General features: G+C 62.7%; 14 protein-coding genes. 7 read left to right on the forward strand and 7 right to left on the reverse strand.

The window, feature by feature from the left end; translation table 11 throughout:
- Positions 1-21: 21 nt before the first annotated feature.
- The 3 genes from kch (at position 22) to ASC45_RS11485 (ending at position 2,339) form a co-directional block, all read left to right on the forward strand.
- Positions 22-1,272 carry a voltage-gated potassium channel protein gene (kch, locus tag ASC45_RS11475; RefSeq protein WP_245610045.1) on the forward strand — a complete coding sequence of 417 codons (1,251 nt, stop codon included), beginning with the start codon at positions 22-24 and terminating at the stop codon, positions 1,270-1,272.
- Positions 1,273-1,399: 127 nt separating this feature from the next.
- On the forward strand, positions 1,400-1,945 hold the full coding sequence (gene phaP / locus ASC45_RS11480) for a TIGR01841 family phasin (RefSeq protein WP_055451179.1): 546 nt from the start codon (positions 1,400-1,402) through the stop codon (positions 1,943-1,945).
- A 31-nt stretch (positions 1,946-1,976) separates the two neighbouring features.
- A complete protein-coding gene (locus ASC45_RS11485) occupies positions 1,977-2,339 on the forward strand; it encodes a carboxymuconolactone decarboxylase family protein (protein ID WP_055451180.1) in 363 nt (120 codons plus the stop codon).
- 124 nt (positions 2,340-2,463) lie between these two features.
- Here ASC45_RS11485 and ASC45_RS11490 read toward each other — a convergent pair whose 3' ends face one another.
- A complete protein-coding gene (locus ASC45_RS11490; protein WP_072243050.1) occupies positions 2,464-3,834 on the reverse strand; it encodes a TolC family outer membrane protein in 1,371 nt (456 codons plus the stop codon).
- 147 nt (positions 3,835-3,981) lie between these two features.
- Between ASC45_RS11490 and ASC45_RS11495 the strand changes: the two genes are divergently transcribed.
- The 4 genes from ASC45_RS11495 to ASC45_RS11510 are packed head-to-tail and all read left to right on the forward strand — an operon-like array spanning position 3,982 to position 9,050.
- On the forward strand, positions 3,982-5,019 hold the full coding sequence (locus ASC45_RS11495; RefSeq protein ID WP_055451181.1) for an HlyD family secretion protein: 1,038 nt from the start codon (positions 3,982-3,984) through the stop codon (positions 5,017-5,019).
- On the forward strand, positions 5,003-6,811 hold the full coding sequence (locus ASC45_RS11500; protein ID WP_082454381.1) for an ATP-binding cassette domain-containing protein: 1,809 nt from the start codon (positions 5,003-5,005) through the stop codon (positions 6,809-6,811). The genes ASC45_RS11495 and ASC45_RS11500 overlap by 17 nt, the downstream gene beginning before the upstream one ends.
- A gap of 10 nt (positions 6,812-6,821) precedes the next feature.
- Positions 6,822-7,937, forward strand: a complete 1,116-nt coding sequence (locus ASC45_RS11505) for an ABC transporter permease (RefSeq protein WP_055451182.1) — start codon at positions 6,822-6,824, stop codon at positions 7,935-7,937.
- Between the two features lie 3 nt (positions 7,938-7,940).
- Positions 7,941-9,050, forward strand: coding sequence for an ABC transporter permease (locus tag ASC45_RS11510; protein ID WP_055451183.1), 1,110 nt, complete (start codon positions 7,941-7,943; stop codon positions 9,048-9,050).
- A gap of 132 nt (positions 9,051-9,182) precedes the next feature.
- Here ASC45_RS11510 and ASC45_RS11515 read toward each other — a convergent pair whose 3' ends face one another.
- The 6 genes from ASC45_RS11515 to map form a co-directional block, all read right to left on the reverse strand.
- Positions 9,183-9,971 (reverse strand): peptidylprolyl isomerase, encoded by a 789-nt coding sequence (locus ASC45_RS11515; RefSeq protein ID WP_055451184.1) that lies wholly within the window; start codon positions 9,969-9,971, stop codon positions 9,183-9,185.
- 44 nt (positions 9,972-10,015) lie between these two features.
- The gene (locus ASC45_RS11520; protein ID WP_055451185.1) at positions 10,016-10,318 is read right to left on the reverse strand and encodes a BolA family protein; all 303 of its coding nucleotides are present in this window, start codon (positions 10,316-10,318) and stop codon (positions 10,016-10,018) included.
- A gap of 10 nt (positions 10,319-10,328) precedes the next feature.
- A complete protein-coding gene (locus ASC45_RS11525) occupies positions 10,329-10,868 on the reverse strand; it encodes a septation protein A (RefSeq protein WP_055451186.1) in 540 nt (179 codons plus the stop codon).
- Positions 10,869-10,965: 97 nt separating this feature from the next.
- Positions 10,966-11,280: a nucleotide pyrophosphohydrolase gene (locus tag ASC45_RS11530; RefSeq protein WP_055451187.1), complete on the reverse strand. Its 315-nt coding sequence runs from the start codon at positions 11,278-11,280 to the stop codon at positions 10,966-10,968.
- A gap of 1 nt (position 11,281) precedes the next feature.
- Positions 11,282-13,900, reverse strand: a complete 2,619-nt coding sequence (locus ASC45_RS11535) for a [protein-PII] uridylyltransferase (protein WP_055451188.1) — start codon at positions 13,898-13,900, stop codon at positions 11,282-11,284.
- 19 nt (positions 13,901-13,919) lie between these two features.
- A complete protein-coding gene (gene map, locus ASC45_RS11540) occupies positions 13,920-14,738 on the reverse strand; it encodes a type I methionyl aminopeptidase (RefSeq protein WP_055451189.1) in 819 nt (272 codons plus the stop codon).
- Positions 14,739-14,842 lie beyond the last annotated feature (104 nt).

Consider the following 14,842-nt stretch of genomic DNA (forward strand, 5'->3'; position numbering starts at 1 on the left):
GCGATCAGCGATACTCCCGCCATGGCATCGTCGAACGATACGTCCCAAGACCCTGGCAGCAAAACCAGCGGCCAGCCCGGCCCCTGGCGCCGTCTCAAGCCTAGCCTCATGACCTTCGGCCGCAGGCTTTGGGGCTTGTGGCAGCACCAAGGGCCGCCTTGGCTTGCGTCCGGCCTGGCATTGTTCTGCGGTGCGTTGCAGATCCTGCCGCAGTTCACCCATATTCGCGCGGCGGTGTCGAATATCGCCAATCATGGCGCAAGCGGGTTGACGGCGCTGGCCGATCTGGCCGCGCTGCCGCATGTCATCATCGGCGTGGGCCTCGTCCTGATGGCCGCTGGGCTCGCGCTGCGCGCCCGGGTTGCGTGGGTGCTGGCGTTGCTGCTGGGGCTGCTTTCGGCAGGACTGGGCTACTGGGCGGCGCAACGTCTGGACAGCGTGGTCATCGCCTCGGGCGCGCTGGTGCTGTTGCTGCTTCTGTACGCGAGGGATTTTGCGCGCAGCAGTCTGGCGGCCAGTTCGCTGTTTGCACTGCTCGGTGTGGGCAGCCTGCTGGTCTATGGCACCTTGGGCAGCCTGTGGTTCGGGCAAGGATACGACCCGCCGATTCACTCCCTGCCCACCGCCTTTTATTACACCATCGAGACCATGTCCACGGTGGGATACGGCGACATCGTTCCGCATACCACGGTGGCGCGGATGTTTACGGTATCGATGATCGTGCTGGGCATCTCGGTGTTTGCCACCACGCTGTCAGTGGTCATCGGCCCGCTGGTCGGGGGCAGTCTCAAACGCGCGCTGGAGGGCAAGATGCAGAAGGAGCAACGCAAGAATCACTACGTCATCATCGGCACGTCCAGTCTGGCTTACGCCATGTGGAAAGAACTCACAAGCCGGGGCATGGCGGTCACGGTGATTGCACCCGTCGGCCATGCGTCGCCCTATCCGCCCAACGCTGACGTTATCGTCGCCGATGCCACGCGCAACGAAGTGTTGGAGCAGGCAGGAGTGCCCAGGGCCAAGGCGGTGCTGACCCTGCGCGATGACGACGCGGAAAACGCCTTCGCCGTGCTTGCGGTCAAGGAACTGGCACCCACTGTCAAGACCATCGCCGGGGTCAATGATGTAAGGCATGTGAACAAGATCCGGCGCGTTCAACCCGACGTGCTGTTTGCCCCGCAATTACTGGGCAGCCAGCTTCTGGCGCGTGATCTGTTCGACGAGCCGATCGACAACGATACGGTGCACAAGCTGCTGTTCCCCAAGGAGTGACTTCGCGCCAAGATGGGCGACTTGGCGCGCGATAGCGCACACATTCACTCGACCTGATGTAAGTCAAGCCGATGCCGTAGCGCCAGGAGCACACTGAAAAGCCCGATTCACACTTTGGAGGTGTGCGATGTCAACGAAAGATCCCCTGCGCGCGCAGCAGAAAGCCGAACTGGAAGCTGCCTTCGCGTTGAGCCAGACCCTGTTTCGAGGGTTTGAGCAAACGACTCAGCTCCAGTTGCAGATGATGCGCGACATGTCGCAGCATGCAGCAGCGGCTGTGGAGGCGGCACTCTCGGCACGCGACTTGCAGCAGGCATGGAACGCCCAGGCTCAGGCGGCGCCAAAGACCGGGGGTGAGGAGATGTTGACCTATTTTCAGAAGCTCGCGCAGATCATCTCGGCCACTCAGGCCGAGATGGTGCAGACCATGAACAGTCGCCTCAGCCGCATGCAAGCCGAGATACAGGAGACCGCCCAGCAGGGTGCAAGTGGCTTGCCTGTCAATGTCGAACCTGTGCAGGCACTGTTTCAGAGCGCGACGACCTTTGCCAACCAGGCGATCGAGGCCGTCCAGAATGCCCAGCAGCAGGCGCTCAAGTTGATGAGCGAGCAGGCCAAGGGCTTGTCGCCGACCGCTCAAAAAACGACGGTCGCGCGCAAGCGTGGCAGTTGAACCTCCGGCTTTGGACTGAAGGGAAACGAAAATGGCACAAACCCCCATGCACGACCGCCTGCACGAAATTGAGGCGTTGCTTTCCACGCTTGGCAAAAGTCACCCCAGCGAGGTGCAGGCTTTCATGAATTTCATGGGCAAGGCCGAGGCCGGGCCTGCGTTGTCGCTCAAGCAGAAGGAATTGGTGAACGTCGCGCTATCGGTCGCGGCGCAATGCGAGTGGTGTATCGCATTTCACGTCAAGCAAGCGGTCCATGCAGGCGCAAAGCGCGACGAGCTCATCGAGGCCGGTTTTCTCGCCGTGCTGATGCACGGTGGCCCGGCGATGATGTACATGACGCCGCTGCTGAATGCGATCGATGAATTCGGCCTTCCTGAAACCGTCAAAGCGTAAGGGGCTCGGGATCGCATCAAGGCAACATACGTCGACACCTGACGGATCGGCTCGGCACGACCCATGGCGGAGAGGGTTGACCTGCCACCGCCCGAGTGCTGCAAGGCGAATGACGCGGCCCTGCTCAGGGCTTTGCCAGCAGAGCGTTCAGGGCCTCGACGTCGCTGGGTGACAGCACACCGGCGGCGTCTTTCAAGCGCAAGGCGTTGACCACCACGTCATATCGTGCCCTGTCGGCCTGGCGCTGCGTCTCAAAGAGCTGGGACAAGGCATTGAGCACGTCGATGTTCACCCGCATGCCCACCTTGAACCCGGTTTCGTTGGCTTGCAGCGAACTGCGGCTGGACGCAATGGCCGCGTCCAGCGCCTTGACCTGGGCCAGACTGGACTGGAGATTCAAATAGGCTGCACGCGCCTGCTGGGCCGCCCCCAGGCGTGCGGCATCGAGATCGGCCTGGGATTTGTCGAGCAGCTGGGCGGTCTGCTCCACATCGCTTTGCACCGCGCCACCCGTCACCAAGGCCCAACGAAGCTGCACACCGATGCTCGCCATATTGGCGCGGTTGCCAAAGGGAAACAGCGGCCCACCGACTGAAGTGGCGTCATGATCAACCCGGGCATAGGCTGAGATGGTGGGCAAATCGCCCGTACGGGCCTTTTTCGCGCTCAGCCGGGCCAGTTGCACGCCGAGCCTGGCTTGATCGACACCGAGGTTGTGTTCCTCTGCCTTGCGCACCCAGTCGTGCAGGTCGCCCGCCGGGGGGCGCAAGGAGGCATCGGGGGAAAGGGGCGCGAGCGCACCCTGCAGCGAAGCCCCCACGACCTGCCCCAGATTGGTCTGGGCGAGTTGCAACTGATTCTTTGCAGCAAGAGTCTGGGCTGAGGTGAGATCGACGCGTGCCTGGGCGTCGCGCACATCGACGATGGTGCCGTTGCCGGCGTCGAAATTGGCCTGTGCAGCAGCGCGCTGCTGCACCACAGCCTTCTGCTGTTCTTCGAGCGAGCGCAGAGTGTCCTGCGCGGCCAGTACATCGAAGTAGCGCGATGCGACTTGCAGCATCAGGGTCTGGTTTTGCTGTACGAATTTGAGGTAGGCGATGCGCGCAGCCAGCTCGGCCTGTTCAACGCCGATGCGGTCGCCCGGCTGGTAGAGCGACTGCGTGGCGACCAGATTGATGTCGCGCTCGGTGTAGTTCCAGCTCGTCGGCATGCCGAATTTGGTCAGCAGTGGATTCTCGCTGTTGTCGTGCGCATTGGCGCTGATCCCGGCGCCTGCGACGAGTTGCGGCAAAAGACGAGAACGGGCCAGCCCAATGCCCGACAACGCGGCCTGATAGTCGGCCTGGGCGCTGCGCAGGGCGGGGTTGTGCTGTTGCGCCAGCGCAAAGGTCTGCGCCAGCGTCTCGGCGTGAGCAGCACTCATCAGGCCGAGGCCACAACAAGCCAGGCATACGGCCCGCGTCAGGCGGCGAATGGTCAAACCAGGCGTTGCCATCGGAGTTCTTCAAGAGTGAAATGCAGTCATGGATGCTAAGCCCTGACGCTTGCGTATCGTTGCCGCAGATCAAGAGCAGGCCGCAGGCTGGCGAGACAATTGACTCTCGACTTTGACGGCTTTTTCGCCGCATGATTGACACATCCCATGAAAAATAAAAAGCGGCCCTTGATCGTTCTGTTCCTGCTGCTCGTACTCGGGCTTGCAGGTGCTGCTTATTGGTGGAGCCACCGTGCGCCACCGACAACCCATGAGCTGACGCTGTACGGCAACATCGACATCCGACAGGTGCAGCTTGCTTTCAACGATGCCGGACGCGTGGTCGAGCTGGCCGTGCAGGAAGGCGATGCGGTGCGCAAGGGGCAAGTGGTGGCGCGCATCGACGCCGTGCGCTATCAAGACACCGTGGACCGCGCGCAGGCGGCCCTGCTGGCGCAGCAAAGCGAGCTTGCCAAGCTGCGCGCCGGCAGTCGCCCGCAAGAAATTGCCCAGGCGCGCGCGGCAGTGTCCGCGGCTTTGGCAGCGCAAGCCAATGCCGAGGCCACCTATGCAAGACAGAAAACCCTGGTGGATTCGGGTTTCCTGCCCAAACAGAGCCTGGACAACATCACCCAACAACGCAAGACCGCGGCAGCAGACGTGCAGCGCGCCCAGCAAGCTCTGAGTCTGGCCCTGCAGGGGCCGCGCAAGGAAGACATCGAAGCGGCGCAGGCTCTGGTGCAAGCCGACAAATCCGCACTGGCGCTGGCGCAGCGGCAGCTTGCCGATACCGTGCTGCGCGCGCCGGATGACGGCGTGGTGGAAAACCGCATTCTGGAGGTTGGTGACATGGCTGCGCCGCAAACGCCGGTCATCACCATCGCCCTCAACAACCCGGTATGGGTGCGTGCGTATGTGCCCGAAACCGAGCTCGGAAAGCTGGCACCAGGCATGCACGCCAGCATCGAGAGCGACAGCTTTCCAGGGCAATCGTTTGAAGGTTGGATTGGCAGCATCTCGCCTACTGCGGAGTTCACCCCCAAATCGGTCGAAACCACCGAGCTGCGTGCGCAACTGGTGTATCGCGTGCGGGTGTATGCCTGCAATCCCACGCAAAAATTGCGGCTGGGCATGCCGGTCACCGTGCGTGTACCGCTGTTGAACAACCCGCCGCAAGCGACCTCAGAGCATGTCTGCCAGCACTGAGCAAGCCGTCGGCGCGGCGCGGGGGGCTCAACTTCCGGCAGCGGCCCTGGAGCTTGTGGCGGTGCACAAGCAGTTCAAGCAGGGCAAAAGGATGGTTGATGCCCTCAAGGGCCTCGACGCGCGCTTTCTGCCGGGCCGCATCTCTGGTCTACTCGGGCCCGACGGTGCCGGAAAAACCACCCTGATCCGCCTGGCTGCGGCGCTGCTCGAACCCAGCGCCGGGCAGGTTCTGGTGCTGGGTCTGGACACGCGGCTGCACGCCACTGCCATCCAGCAGCGCATCGGTTACATGCCCCAGCGCTTTGGTCTGTATGAAGACCTCACGGTGCAGGAAAACCTGGAGCTTTACGCCGATCTGCAGGGGCTTACCGTCGCAGCGCGGCAGCAGCGTTTTGCAGAGTTGCTCAAGCTCACAGCGCTCGGGCCGTTTTCCGCCCGGCGCGCTGGTGCGTTGTCGGGCGGCATGAAGCAAAAGCTCGGGCTGGCCTGTACTTTGCTGCGCGCGCCCAGTCTGCTGCTGCTCGACGAACCCACCGTGGGCGTGGACCCGATTTCGCGCCGCGAGCTCTGGAGCATCATCAAGCTCATGCGCGAGCAGGGTGTTGCCGTGGTGGTCAGCACAGCCTATCTCGACGAGGCCGAGCAATGCGATGACATCGTGTTGTTGCACGAAGGCAAGGTGTTGGCGCATCAGCCGCCGAAGGCATTCCGCGCGCCTCTCGAGGGCCGCGTATTTCTGGTGAGGCATCCGCAACAACATCGCCGAGCCTTGCAGGAATCGTTGCATATCCGAGAGGGTGTGGTGGACGCCCTGGTGCAGGCCGAAGGGGTGCGGGTCGTCCTGCAAAGCACGGACGCGCCAGCGCAGGAGGGCGAACAATGGTTGGCGGTGGAGCCGCGTTTTGAGGACGCCTTCGTCAGCTTGCTGCAAAGTCGGCAACTCGCCCATGCCACGACCGCACCGCAGCCATCAGCGCCCATGGCCGCCGAGCACGCTGCACCCGTTCAGGCCGCGGCGGCAACCAACCCGCTCACGGTCATTGAAGTCAAGGAATTGCGACGTTTTTTCGGTTCTTTCCAGGCGGTTAAAGGGATCAGTTTCAGCGTCAACAAGGGCGAGATCTTTGGCCTGCTCGGTGCCAACGGCGCGGGTAAGAGCACCACGTTTCGCATGCTGTGTGGCCTGCTTCCCGCTTCGTCCGGGACGCTGCGGGTCGCAGGCGCGGACTTGCGTACAGCAGGTGCGAGCGCACGGGCGCGTATTGGCTATGTGGCGCAGAAATTCGCGCTCTACGGCAATCTCAGCGCGCGACAGAATCTGGATTTTTTCGCCTCCGCCTATGGTCTGAGGGGCGCCAGGCGAAGGCAGCGTCTCGAATGGGCCTTTGCCGAATTCGATCTTGCCGAATATGCCGACTCCGGCGTCATGGAGTTGCCGCTGGGCTACAAGCAGAGGCTGGCGCTGGCCTGTGCGCTGATGCACGAGCCCTCGATTCTGTTTCTCGACGAGCCGACGTCGGGGGTCGATCCGCTGGCAAGGCGCGAGTTCTGGCAGCGCATCAACCATCTGGCCGAGTCCGGGGTGACTGTCATGGTCACCACCCACTTCATGGACGAGGCCGAGTATTGCGATCATCTGGTGCTGATGTCGCTGGGCGAAATCCTGGCTTTCGGCACGCCCAGCGAGATTCGCGGGCGCGTGCGCAGCGACACGCTGCCCGATCCGACCATGGAAGACGCCTTCATCGCATTGATTCAGTCGCACGAGGCGCAAATTCGGCGTGCGGCATGAGAGTGGCCCGATGAACCCACAACGTCTGCGCGGTCTGGTGCGCAAAGAGTTTTTGCAAATCGTTCGCGATCCCTCTGCGATCGCGATTGCGTTTGTGTTACCTGTGATCTTGCTGCTGCTCTTCGGCTACGGCGTGTCGCTCAACGCCCACGGCGTGCCGCTGGCGGTGGTGGTCGATCAGCCCAGCGCCCAGACCAGCAGTTTTGTCGGCGGTCTTGAGCAATCGCCTTTTTTCGCGCCGAAAGCCTATCCCGACATCGCCGAGGCGCGTCGTGCGCTGATGGAGCGGCAGGTGGATGGCATTGTCTGGCTGCGCGGCGATTTCACCCGGTTGGCACTCAGTGGCCGCGAGGCGCCGGTTGCAGTCTGGGTGAACGGCGTGGATGCGAACAATGCCCGCATCACTGAGGGCTATCTGCAGGGTATGTGGCAAAACTGGCTGCAACTTGAGGCCGAGCGTGAGGGCAGGCCCTTGCTCATGCCGGTGAATGTGCAGGCTCGCATCTGGTTCAACCCTGCGGTGCGCAGCCGCGACTTTCTGGTGCCAGGGCTGATCGCGGTCATCATGACCCTGATCGGCGCCTTGCTCACCGCACTGGTGATCGCGCGCGAACGCGAACGCGGCACCATGGAGGCGCTCATGGCCAGTCCTGTCACCATGGCGGAAATCCTGCTGGGCAAACTGATCCCGTATTTCGTGCTGGGCATGGGAGGTATGGCGCTGTCGGTTGCCATGGCCGTGTGGCTGTTCGCCGTGCCGCTGGTGGGCAGCCTGTGGCTGCTGGTGCTGTGTTCGGCACTCTTTCTGCTGGTGGCGCTGGCCATGGGCCTGCTGATCTCAACCCTGGCGAGCAGTCAGTTCGTCGCTGCGCTGGTGGCGGTGATCGTCACCTTTCTGCCTGCATTCATCCTCTCGGGGTTCATTTTCGACATCGAGTCCATGCCTGCCGTGGTGCAGTTTCTCACTCATCTGGTGGCTGCGCGCTATTTCGTCGCCATTTTGCAGACCGTCTTTCTTGCGGGAGATGTCTGGCCGGTGATTCTGAGCAACAGCGCCGCCTTGATGGTGATGTGGGTGATTTTCATGGGCATCGCCTGGCGCAAATCGCACAAGCGACTGGACTGAACCATGTGGGCCCGCGTCTTTGCACTCGTCATCAAGGAATTGCTCATGCTGCTGCGTGACACCGCCAGCCGCACGGTGCTGATCGGCCCACCGCTCATTCAGTTGTTGGTGTTTGGCTATGCCGCCAGCTTTGACCTCAACCACATCCCTTATGCGGTCTACAACGAAGATTCGGGCTATGCCTCACGCGAACTGCTGGCGCATTTTTCCGGCACGACCACGTTTGCGCAGGTTGCGACCATCACGCATGACGCGCAGATCGCTCCATCGATCAATGACAAGGATGCTCTTCTGGTGCTGCACATCGGCCCGCATTTCACCCGCGATCTGTTGCGTCATCAACCCGCCACGGTGCAGATTTTGGTCGATGGCCGCGACTCGAACACGGCATCGCTGGCCCTGAATGATGCCAATGGCGTGTTGCTGCAGTTCAACCAGCAATGGGCGGCGCAGCATGGCTGGCAGGGGCCGCCCGCGCGAATGGACGTTCGCTCCTGGTTCAACCCCAATCTGCTGTCGCGCTGGTTCATCGTGCCAGGCATCGTCGCTCTGCTCACCTTGGTCGTGACCTTGCTGGTGACGGGCTTGTCGGTTGCCCGCGAGCGTGAAATGGGTACCTTCGATCAGTTACTGGTCACGCCGTTGCGGCCGGTGGAAATCCTGCTTGGCAAGGCCTTGCCGGGCTTTCTCATCGGGGGGCTCGAAGCGGCTTTCATCGCCGTCGTCGCCGTGATCTGGTTCAAGGTGCCTTTCGTCGGCAGCGTGCTTGCGCTGGCGATCGGTCTGCTGTTTTTTCTGCTCGCGGCCACCGGTATCGGGCTGATGATCTCCTCCATCGCCGTCACCCAGCAGCAAGGCCTGCTCGGGGTGTTCATGTTTTTGGTGCCGTCCATCATCCTTTCGGGTTTTGCCACCCCGATTGCCAACATGCCCGAGGCGGTGCAGTTGCTCACCTACATCAACCCCATGCGGTATTTCCTCATCATCACCCGCGGTGTCTATCTGGAAGGGTACGGGGTCAGCGATCTGATTCCGCAATACTGGCCGCTGGCGCTCATTGGCGTGGCCAGTATGGCGCTCGCCGCATGGCTGTTTCGGCATCGCACGCAGTGACCGGGGCGCTGAGCGTGCTCATCAATTACCCAACGCCGGGCGATTTTCGACCCTCGGCAGGGTGGCGGAAAAACAAAACGCCCGCAATTGCGGGCGTTTTGTCCAGACGAGGAATTTCCTGTGCGGATCGACTTACTCGGTGATCTTGGCCTTGGCGCGCAGCTCGTCCTGGTACTTCGTGATCTCCTCGCGCTGCAGTTCGGCCTGAATCTGCGGCTTGAGTTGTTCCAGCGTGGGCGGTTTGGCCGGGCGGGTGGCGTCGAGTTTGATGATGTGCCAGCCGAACTGGCTTTGAACCGGAGTCTGGGTGTATTGGCCGGGTTTGAGGGCCTCCAGAGCCTTGGCGAACGGGGGTACGTAGTTGCTGGGTGTTGACCAGCCCAGATCGCCGCCGTTAGCGGCACTGCCGGTGTCCTTGGAGTATTTCTTCGCCAGTTCAGAGAACTTGGCACCCTTTTTCAGCTGGGCGATGATGTCCTGGGCCTCTTTCTCGCTAGGCACGAGGATGTGCTGAGCCTTGTATTCGGTGTTGCCGAACTTCTTGGCGAACTCGTCGTACTTGGCCTTGATCTGGGCATCGGTGACGGGGTGCTTTTGCAGATAGGCGTTGAACAGGGCGCGAATCAGGATGTTCTGACGGGAGATGCGGATTTCATCCTGCACCGTCTGGTCTTTGTCCAGGCCGAGTTTGTCGGCTTCCTGAACCATGACCTCACGGTTGATCAGCTCGTTCTTGACCATGTCCTTGAGCTGGGGCGTGACCGGCTGGCCCTGCTGCTTGGCCATGCTGTTGGCAACGGAGTCGGCCAGGGACTGCGGAATGGGCTTGCCATTGACGGTGGCGATGTTCTGCGCCCAGACGGGGGCGGCCAGCGCGCAGCTCATCGCCGTGGCGGTCAAAATGCGGGAGAGTTTGAACATGAAGTCATCCGGAAGGGGAGGGAACACATGACCAGGACGAGCCATCAGGCCGTCTCTGGTTTGTCAGATGAGCCTGCCTGAAGTGCTTCTCCAGGCGCCTGACAATCGAGCACCAGGGCGTGAATCTCATGGTGCATCATCGAAGCGAGGGCATCATACACGAGGCGATGTCGGGCCAGACGCGAGGCGCCGGCAAATCGCGCGCTGACGATCCGCACCCGGAAATGACTGCCTTCGGCATCGAACCCGCCATGCCCGGCATGGGCCGCGGAGTCGTCGGTCACGTTCAGAAATTCGGGGTTCAGCGCCTGTTGCAACAGGGCCTCGATGCGCGCTCGACGGGTCATGCGAAAAGCATCAGGCGTTTTCGTCCAGCTTCATGTGCTTGGCAAGCAGCAGCGACTGCCCGAGGACGAACACCAGCGTCAGCCCTAGACTGCCGAACAGCTTGAAGTCCACCCATAGGTTGGTGGAGAAGTTGTAGGCGATCACGATGTTGAGCACTCCCATGAGCGCGAAGAAGGCGACCCACGACCAGTTGACACGGTTCCAGATCGGGTCGGGCAACTGCATCTGCTTGCCCATGAGGCTGCGCATCAGGTTCTTGCCCTGCAGCAGTTGCGCGCCTGCCAGGATGACGGCAAACAGCCAGTACAGCACCGTGGGTTTCCACTTGATGAAGGTGTCGTTGTGGAACAGCAGGGTGGCCCCGCCGAAGATCACCACCACCCCCAGGCTGAGCCACAGCATGGGCTCCACCTTGCGGTGCTTGAACCACACCCAGCCGATCTGCGCGAAGGTCGCCGCGATCGTCACCGCGGTGGCGGCGTAAATGCCCGCCACCTTGAACACGATGAAAAACAGGATGATGGGGAAAAAATCGAAAAGGATCTTCAAGGCGTCAATGAGGCGGGGCGTGGTGCGTGACCCGCAACGATGAGAAAGTCGGCAAGACGATACTCGAATTGTCCCATGTTTGAAGTTGCTGGGATTTTCACGGAGCCGGGTATTTCAGGGCATTTTTGCCGATCTTGCGCTCCACCGCGCGATCGATGTCGATCCCGGTGTGGTCGGCAATCTGCACGAGATAGATCAGCACGTCGGCGATTTCGTCGGCGATCCGGCCTTGCAGATCGGAGTCTTGGCCGGCCTGCTGCGACTGCTCGGGTGTCATCCACTGGAAGTGTTCCACCAGTTCGGCGGCCTCGACGATCATGGCCATCGCGAGATTTTTGGGCGTCTGATAGGGCGTCCAGTCGCGATCGGCGGCGAACTGGCGCAGGCGGGCTTGCAGGGCGGAAATGTCCATGTCAATCCGCGATCGCTTGGAGGAGCTCGCCCTCGATGATGTTCTGAATCCGGGCGTCGCCCAATCCGGGGCCGGAGACGAGGAAGGTGTCTTCGACCCGCTCGCCGAGCGTGGTGATCTTGGCCAGCTGGAGATCGATATGGTGTCTGGCCAGCACCTGGGCGATGCCGAACAGCAGACCGGCCCGGTCATGCGCGGTCACGCTGAGAATCCAGCGCTGTCCGCGCTCGTCCGGGCGCAGACCCACGCGCGGGTTGACGGGGAAGTTGCGCACCCGGCGCGACAGTCTGCCGTGGTGTGGGGCCGGTAGCGGGCCAGTACTGCCGAGCTCTTGCAGCAGCGACGTTTCGATCACGCCGATCATGCCGCGGTCGTGCAGCTTGGTGTGCGGCGAGACGACGACGAAGCTGTCGAGCGCCCAGCCGTTGTTCGCGGTGTGGATCTTGGCGTCGAGAATGTTGAAGTTCTGACTGTCGAAATAGCCGCAGATGCGGGCGAAGAGATCGGGTCGGTCGGGCGCATAGACCAGCACTTCCAGCCCCTCGCCTTCGGGAGCCAGGCGGGCGCTGACCACGGGGCTGGCGCTGGCGACGCGGGCGTAGAGCTTGCGGGTGTGCCAGGCGATGTCCTGCGGGTCGTTGCGCAGGAAGTAGCCCATGTCCAGCGTGTCCCAGAGCGGCTTTTGCGCGCCTTCGGGCAGGGCGTAGAGGTTGAGAATGCGCTGGGCTTCGCGCTGACGCAGTTGCAGTTCGGCCTGAGGTTGCGGCGTCTGCCCGCCGAGGGCACGCAGCGTGGCGCGGTAGAGGTTTTCGAGCAGTTTGCCTTTCCAGGCGTTCCACACCTTGGGGCTGGTGCCGCGGATGTCGGCCACGGTCAGGAGATAGAGCGCGACGAGGTGGCGCTCGTCGCCCACGCGCTGGGCAAAGGCGGAGATCACCTCGGGGTCGCTCAGGTCTTCTTTCTGCGCCACGCGCGACATCTGCAGATGCTCGCGCACGAGAAACACGGCGAGCTCGGTGTTGGCGGCATCGATGCCGTGAGCCTTGCAGAATTTGCGGACTTCGACGGCGCCCAGATCGGAGTGGTCGCCGCCGCGCCCCTTGGCGATGTCGTGAAACAGGGCGGCCAGAATCAGCACCCAGGGCGGGTCGAAATGGGCGGCCAGCTCCGAGCACAGCGGGTATTCGTGCGCGTGCTCGGGCATGAAAAAGCGCCGCATATTGCGCACGACCATCAGGATGTGCTGATCCACCGTGTAGACATGGAACAGGTCGTGCTGCATCTGCCCGACGATGCGCCGGAAGGCCCACAGATAGCGCCCGAGCACGCTGGTGCGGTTCATCAGTCGCAAGGCATGGACGATGCCGCCCGGCGCCTGCAGGATGCGCACGAACTGCGCGCGGCTGCGCGGGTCGTGGCGGAATGCGCTGTCCATGCGGGGGCGTGCCAGATAGATGGCGCGCAGCGCAGCCGGAGACAGCCCTCGCGCGCCTGCCGCACGCTGATACACCGCAAAAATCTCCAGAAGCGTCCAGGGCTGGTGCTGGAACAACTGCAGATCGGCGGGCTCGATCATGCCGTCGCGCAGCACGTAGCGGCCGTCTTCCACGCCGTCGATGTCCACGATGGGCTGGGCCTTGGCCACCGATTGCGGCCACAACCTGCCTTCGATGTCGAGCAGCACGATCTGGTTGATCTGCTCGACGGCCTTGGCCGCCCAGTAGTAGCGCTGCATCAGGAGTTCGCCGGCGCGCTTGCTGGGCGTCGGCGCAAATCCCAGCACCTTGGCCACCGCCGACTGCTGGTCGAACACCAGACGGTCCTCACGCCGTCCAGCGAGCATGTGCAGGTGAGCGCGGATGCGCTTGATCACCGTCTCGTTGCGCTGGATCTGACGAACCGTGTTGGCATGGATGACCCCGCTGGCGGCGAGTTCCTTCCAACTGCGGCCCAGGCCGCTGGCCTGCGCCACCCAGAGCACGACCTGCAGGTCACGCAGCCCGCCGGGGCTTTCCTTGCAGTTGGGTTCCAGCGCATAGGGCGTGTCTTCAAACTTGATGTGCCGCTGCTGCTGCTCGCGCATCTTGGCCTGAAAGAAGACGCGGGCGTCAAGATGCTGGATAAACTTGGCCTGCATCGCCTCGGCAAGCGCGCGATGGCCGCACAGAAAGCGCGATTCCAGCAGCGCCGTCTGCACGGTGATGTCCTTGGCCGCCTCGTCGATGCAGGCCTCGATGGTGCGCACGCTCGCGCCGATCTCCAGGCCGCTGTCCCAGCAGGCGGTGATGAAGCCCTCGGCAGCGGCATCGAGCGCGCGGTCGCTGCCCTGAGCACGGGGCAGCAACAGCAACAGGTCGATGTCGGAGTGCGGAAACTGCTCGCCGCGTCCGTATCCGCCCACAGCCATCAGGGCTGCTTCGGCCGGCATGCTCGTGGCAGCCCAGAGGGCTTGCAGCGTGTGGTCGGCCAGTCGGGTGAGGCCGTGCAACAGCGGCGTCACCTGAAGCGGGTGCTGGGCGAAGTGATCGAGCAGCTCGGCGCGGCCCTGCTTCCAGCGCTGACGGATGTCGCTCAGAAGCGCAGCATCCGGGCTGGCGACAAGGGATGCGGTGGCCGTCATGGACCCGGGATGCGCGCCCTCAGGCGGCAAGGGCGGTCTGGCGGACGAAATCGGGTGCGGGCTGGCAACCGGCCGAGGTGGTCAGCACCTCGAAGCCAGTGGGCGTGACCAGCACCGTGTGCTCCCATTGCGCCGAGAGCGAGCGGTCTTTGGTGACGATGGTCCAGCCGTCGGCCATTTCGCGGATGTCGCGCCGACCGGCGTTGATCATGGGTTCGATGGTGAAGGTCATGCCTTCGCGCAGGATCTCGCCCGTACCCGCCTTGCCGTAGTGCAGCACCTGCGGGTCTTCGTGGAATTTGCGTCCGATGCCATGACCGCAGAACTCCCGCACGACGCTGTAGCCCGCGCTCTCGGCGAAGGTCTGGATGACGTGGCCGATGTCGCCCAGCCGCGCTCCGGGCCTGACCAGAGCAATGCCGTGCCACATGGCCTCGAAGGTGATGTCCACCAGCCGCTGCACATGCCTGGGTACGGTGCCGATGCTGAACATGCGGCTGCAGTCGCCGTGAAACCCGTCCTTGATGACGGTGACGTCGATGTTCACCACATCGCCGCTTTTCAGCGCCTTGTCGTTCGGAATGCCGTGGCAGATGACGTTGTTGACCGAGGTGCAGATCGACGCGGGGTAGGGCGTGTAACCCGGGGGCGCGTAATTCAGCGGGGCCGGAATGGCCTGCTGCACCTGGGTGATGTAGTCGTAGGCCAGTTTGTCGATGGCCTTGGTCGTCACGCCGGGCTGAACGTGGGGCGTGAGGTAATCGAGCAGTTCGGAAGCCAGTCGCCCGGCCACGCGCATTTTCTCGATCTCTTCAGGGGTTTTGATGGTGATGCTCATGGGCGGATTATCTCACTGCGTTCCTGAATGCGCTGGCCGGGCCTGAAGGCCTGCTTTCTATAATTTCGCGCTGACCTCCCCTTCCGGCCACGCCCACCTCGGGT

The organism is Thiomonas bhubaneswarensis, assembly GCF_001418255.1.
In the GTDB taxonomy this organism is placed as follows: Bacteria; Pseudomonadota; Gammaproteobacteria; order Burkholderiales; family Burkholderiaceae_C; genus Thiomonas; species Thiomonas bhubaneswarensis.

What these genes read in the sequence shown, in the direction of transcription:
- kch (WP_245610045.1), top strand. Translation starts at nt 22, where the DNA reads ATGGCATCGTCGAACGATACGTCCCAAGACCCTGGCAGCAAAACCAGC.
- phaP (WP_055451179.1), top strand. Translation starts at nt 1,400, where the DNA reads ATGTCAACGAAAGATCCCCTGCGCGCGCAGCAGAAAGCCGAACTGGAA.
- ASC45_RS11485 (WP_055451180.1), top strand. Translation starts at nt 1,977, where the DNA reads ATGGCACAAACCCCCATGCACGACCGCCTGCACGAAATTGAGGCGTTG.
- ASC45_RS11490 (WP_072243050.1), bottom strand. Translation starts at nt 3,834, where the DNA reads ATGGCAACGCCTGGTTTGACCATTCGCCGCCTGACGCGGGCCGTATGC.
- ASC45_RS11495 (WP_055451181.1), top strand. Translation starts at nt 3,982, where the DNA reads ATGAAAAATAAAAAGCGGCCCTTGATCGTTCTGTTCCTGCTGCTCGTA.
- ASC45_RS11500 (WP_082454381.1), top strand. Translation starts at nt 5,003, where the DNA reads ATGTCTGCCAGCACTGAGCAAGCCGTCGGCGCGGCGCGGGGGGCTCAA.
- ASC45_RS11505 (WP_055451182.1), top strand. Translation starts at nt 6,822, where the DNA reads ATGAACCCACAACGTCTGCGCGGTCTGGTGCGCAAAGAGTTTTTGCAA.
- ASC45_RS11510 (WP_055451183.1), top strand. Translation starts at nt 7,941, where the DNA reads ATGTGGGCCCGCGTCTTTGCACTCGTCATCAAGGAATTGCTCATGCTG.
- ASC45_RS11515 (WP_055451184.1), bottom strand. Translation starts at nt 9,971, where the DNA reads ATGTTCAAACTCTCCCGCATTTTGACCGCCACGGCGATGAGCTGCGCG.
- ASC45_RS11520 (WP_055451185.1), bottom strand. Translation starts at nt 10,318, where the DNA reads ATGACCCGTCGAGCGCGCATCGAGGCCCTGTTGCAACAGGCGCTGAAC.
- ASC45_RS11530 (WP_055451187.1), bottom strand. Translation starts at nt 11,280, where the DNA reads ATGGACATTTCCGCCCTGCAAGCCCGCCTGCGCCAGTTCGCCGCCGAT.
- ASC45_RS11535 (WP_055451188.1), bottom strand. Translation starts at nt 13,900, where the DNA reads ATGACGGCCACCGCATCCCTTGTCGCCAGCCCGGATGCTGCGCTTCTG.
- map (WP_055451189.1), bottom strand. Translation starts at nt 14,738, where the DNA reads ATGAGCATCACCATCAAAACCCCTGAAGAGATCGAGAAAATGCGCGTG.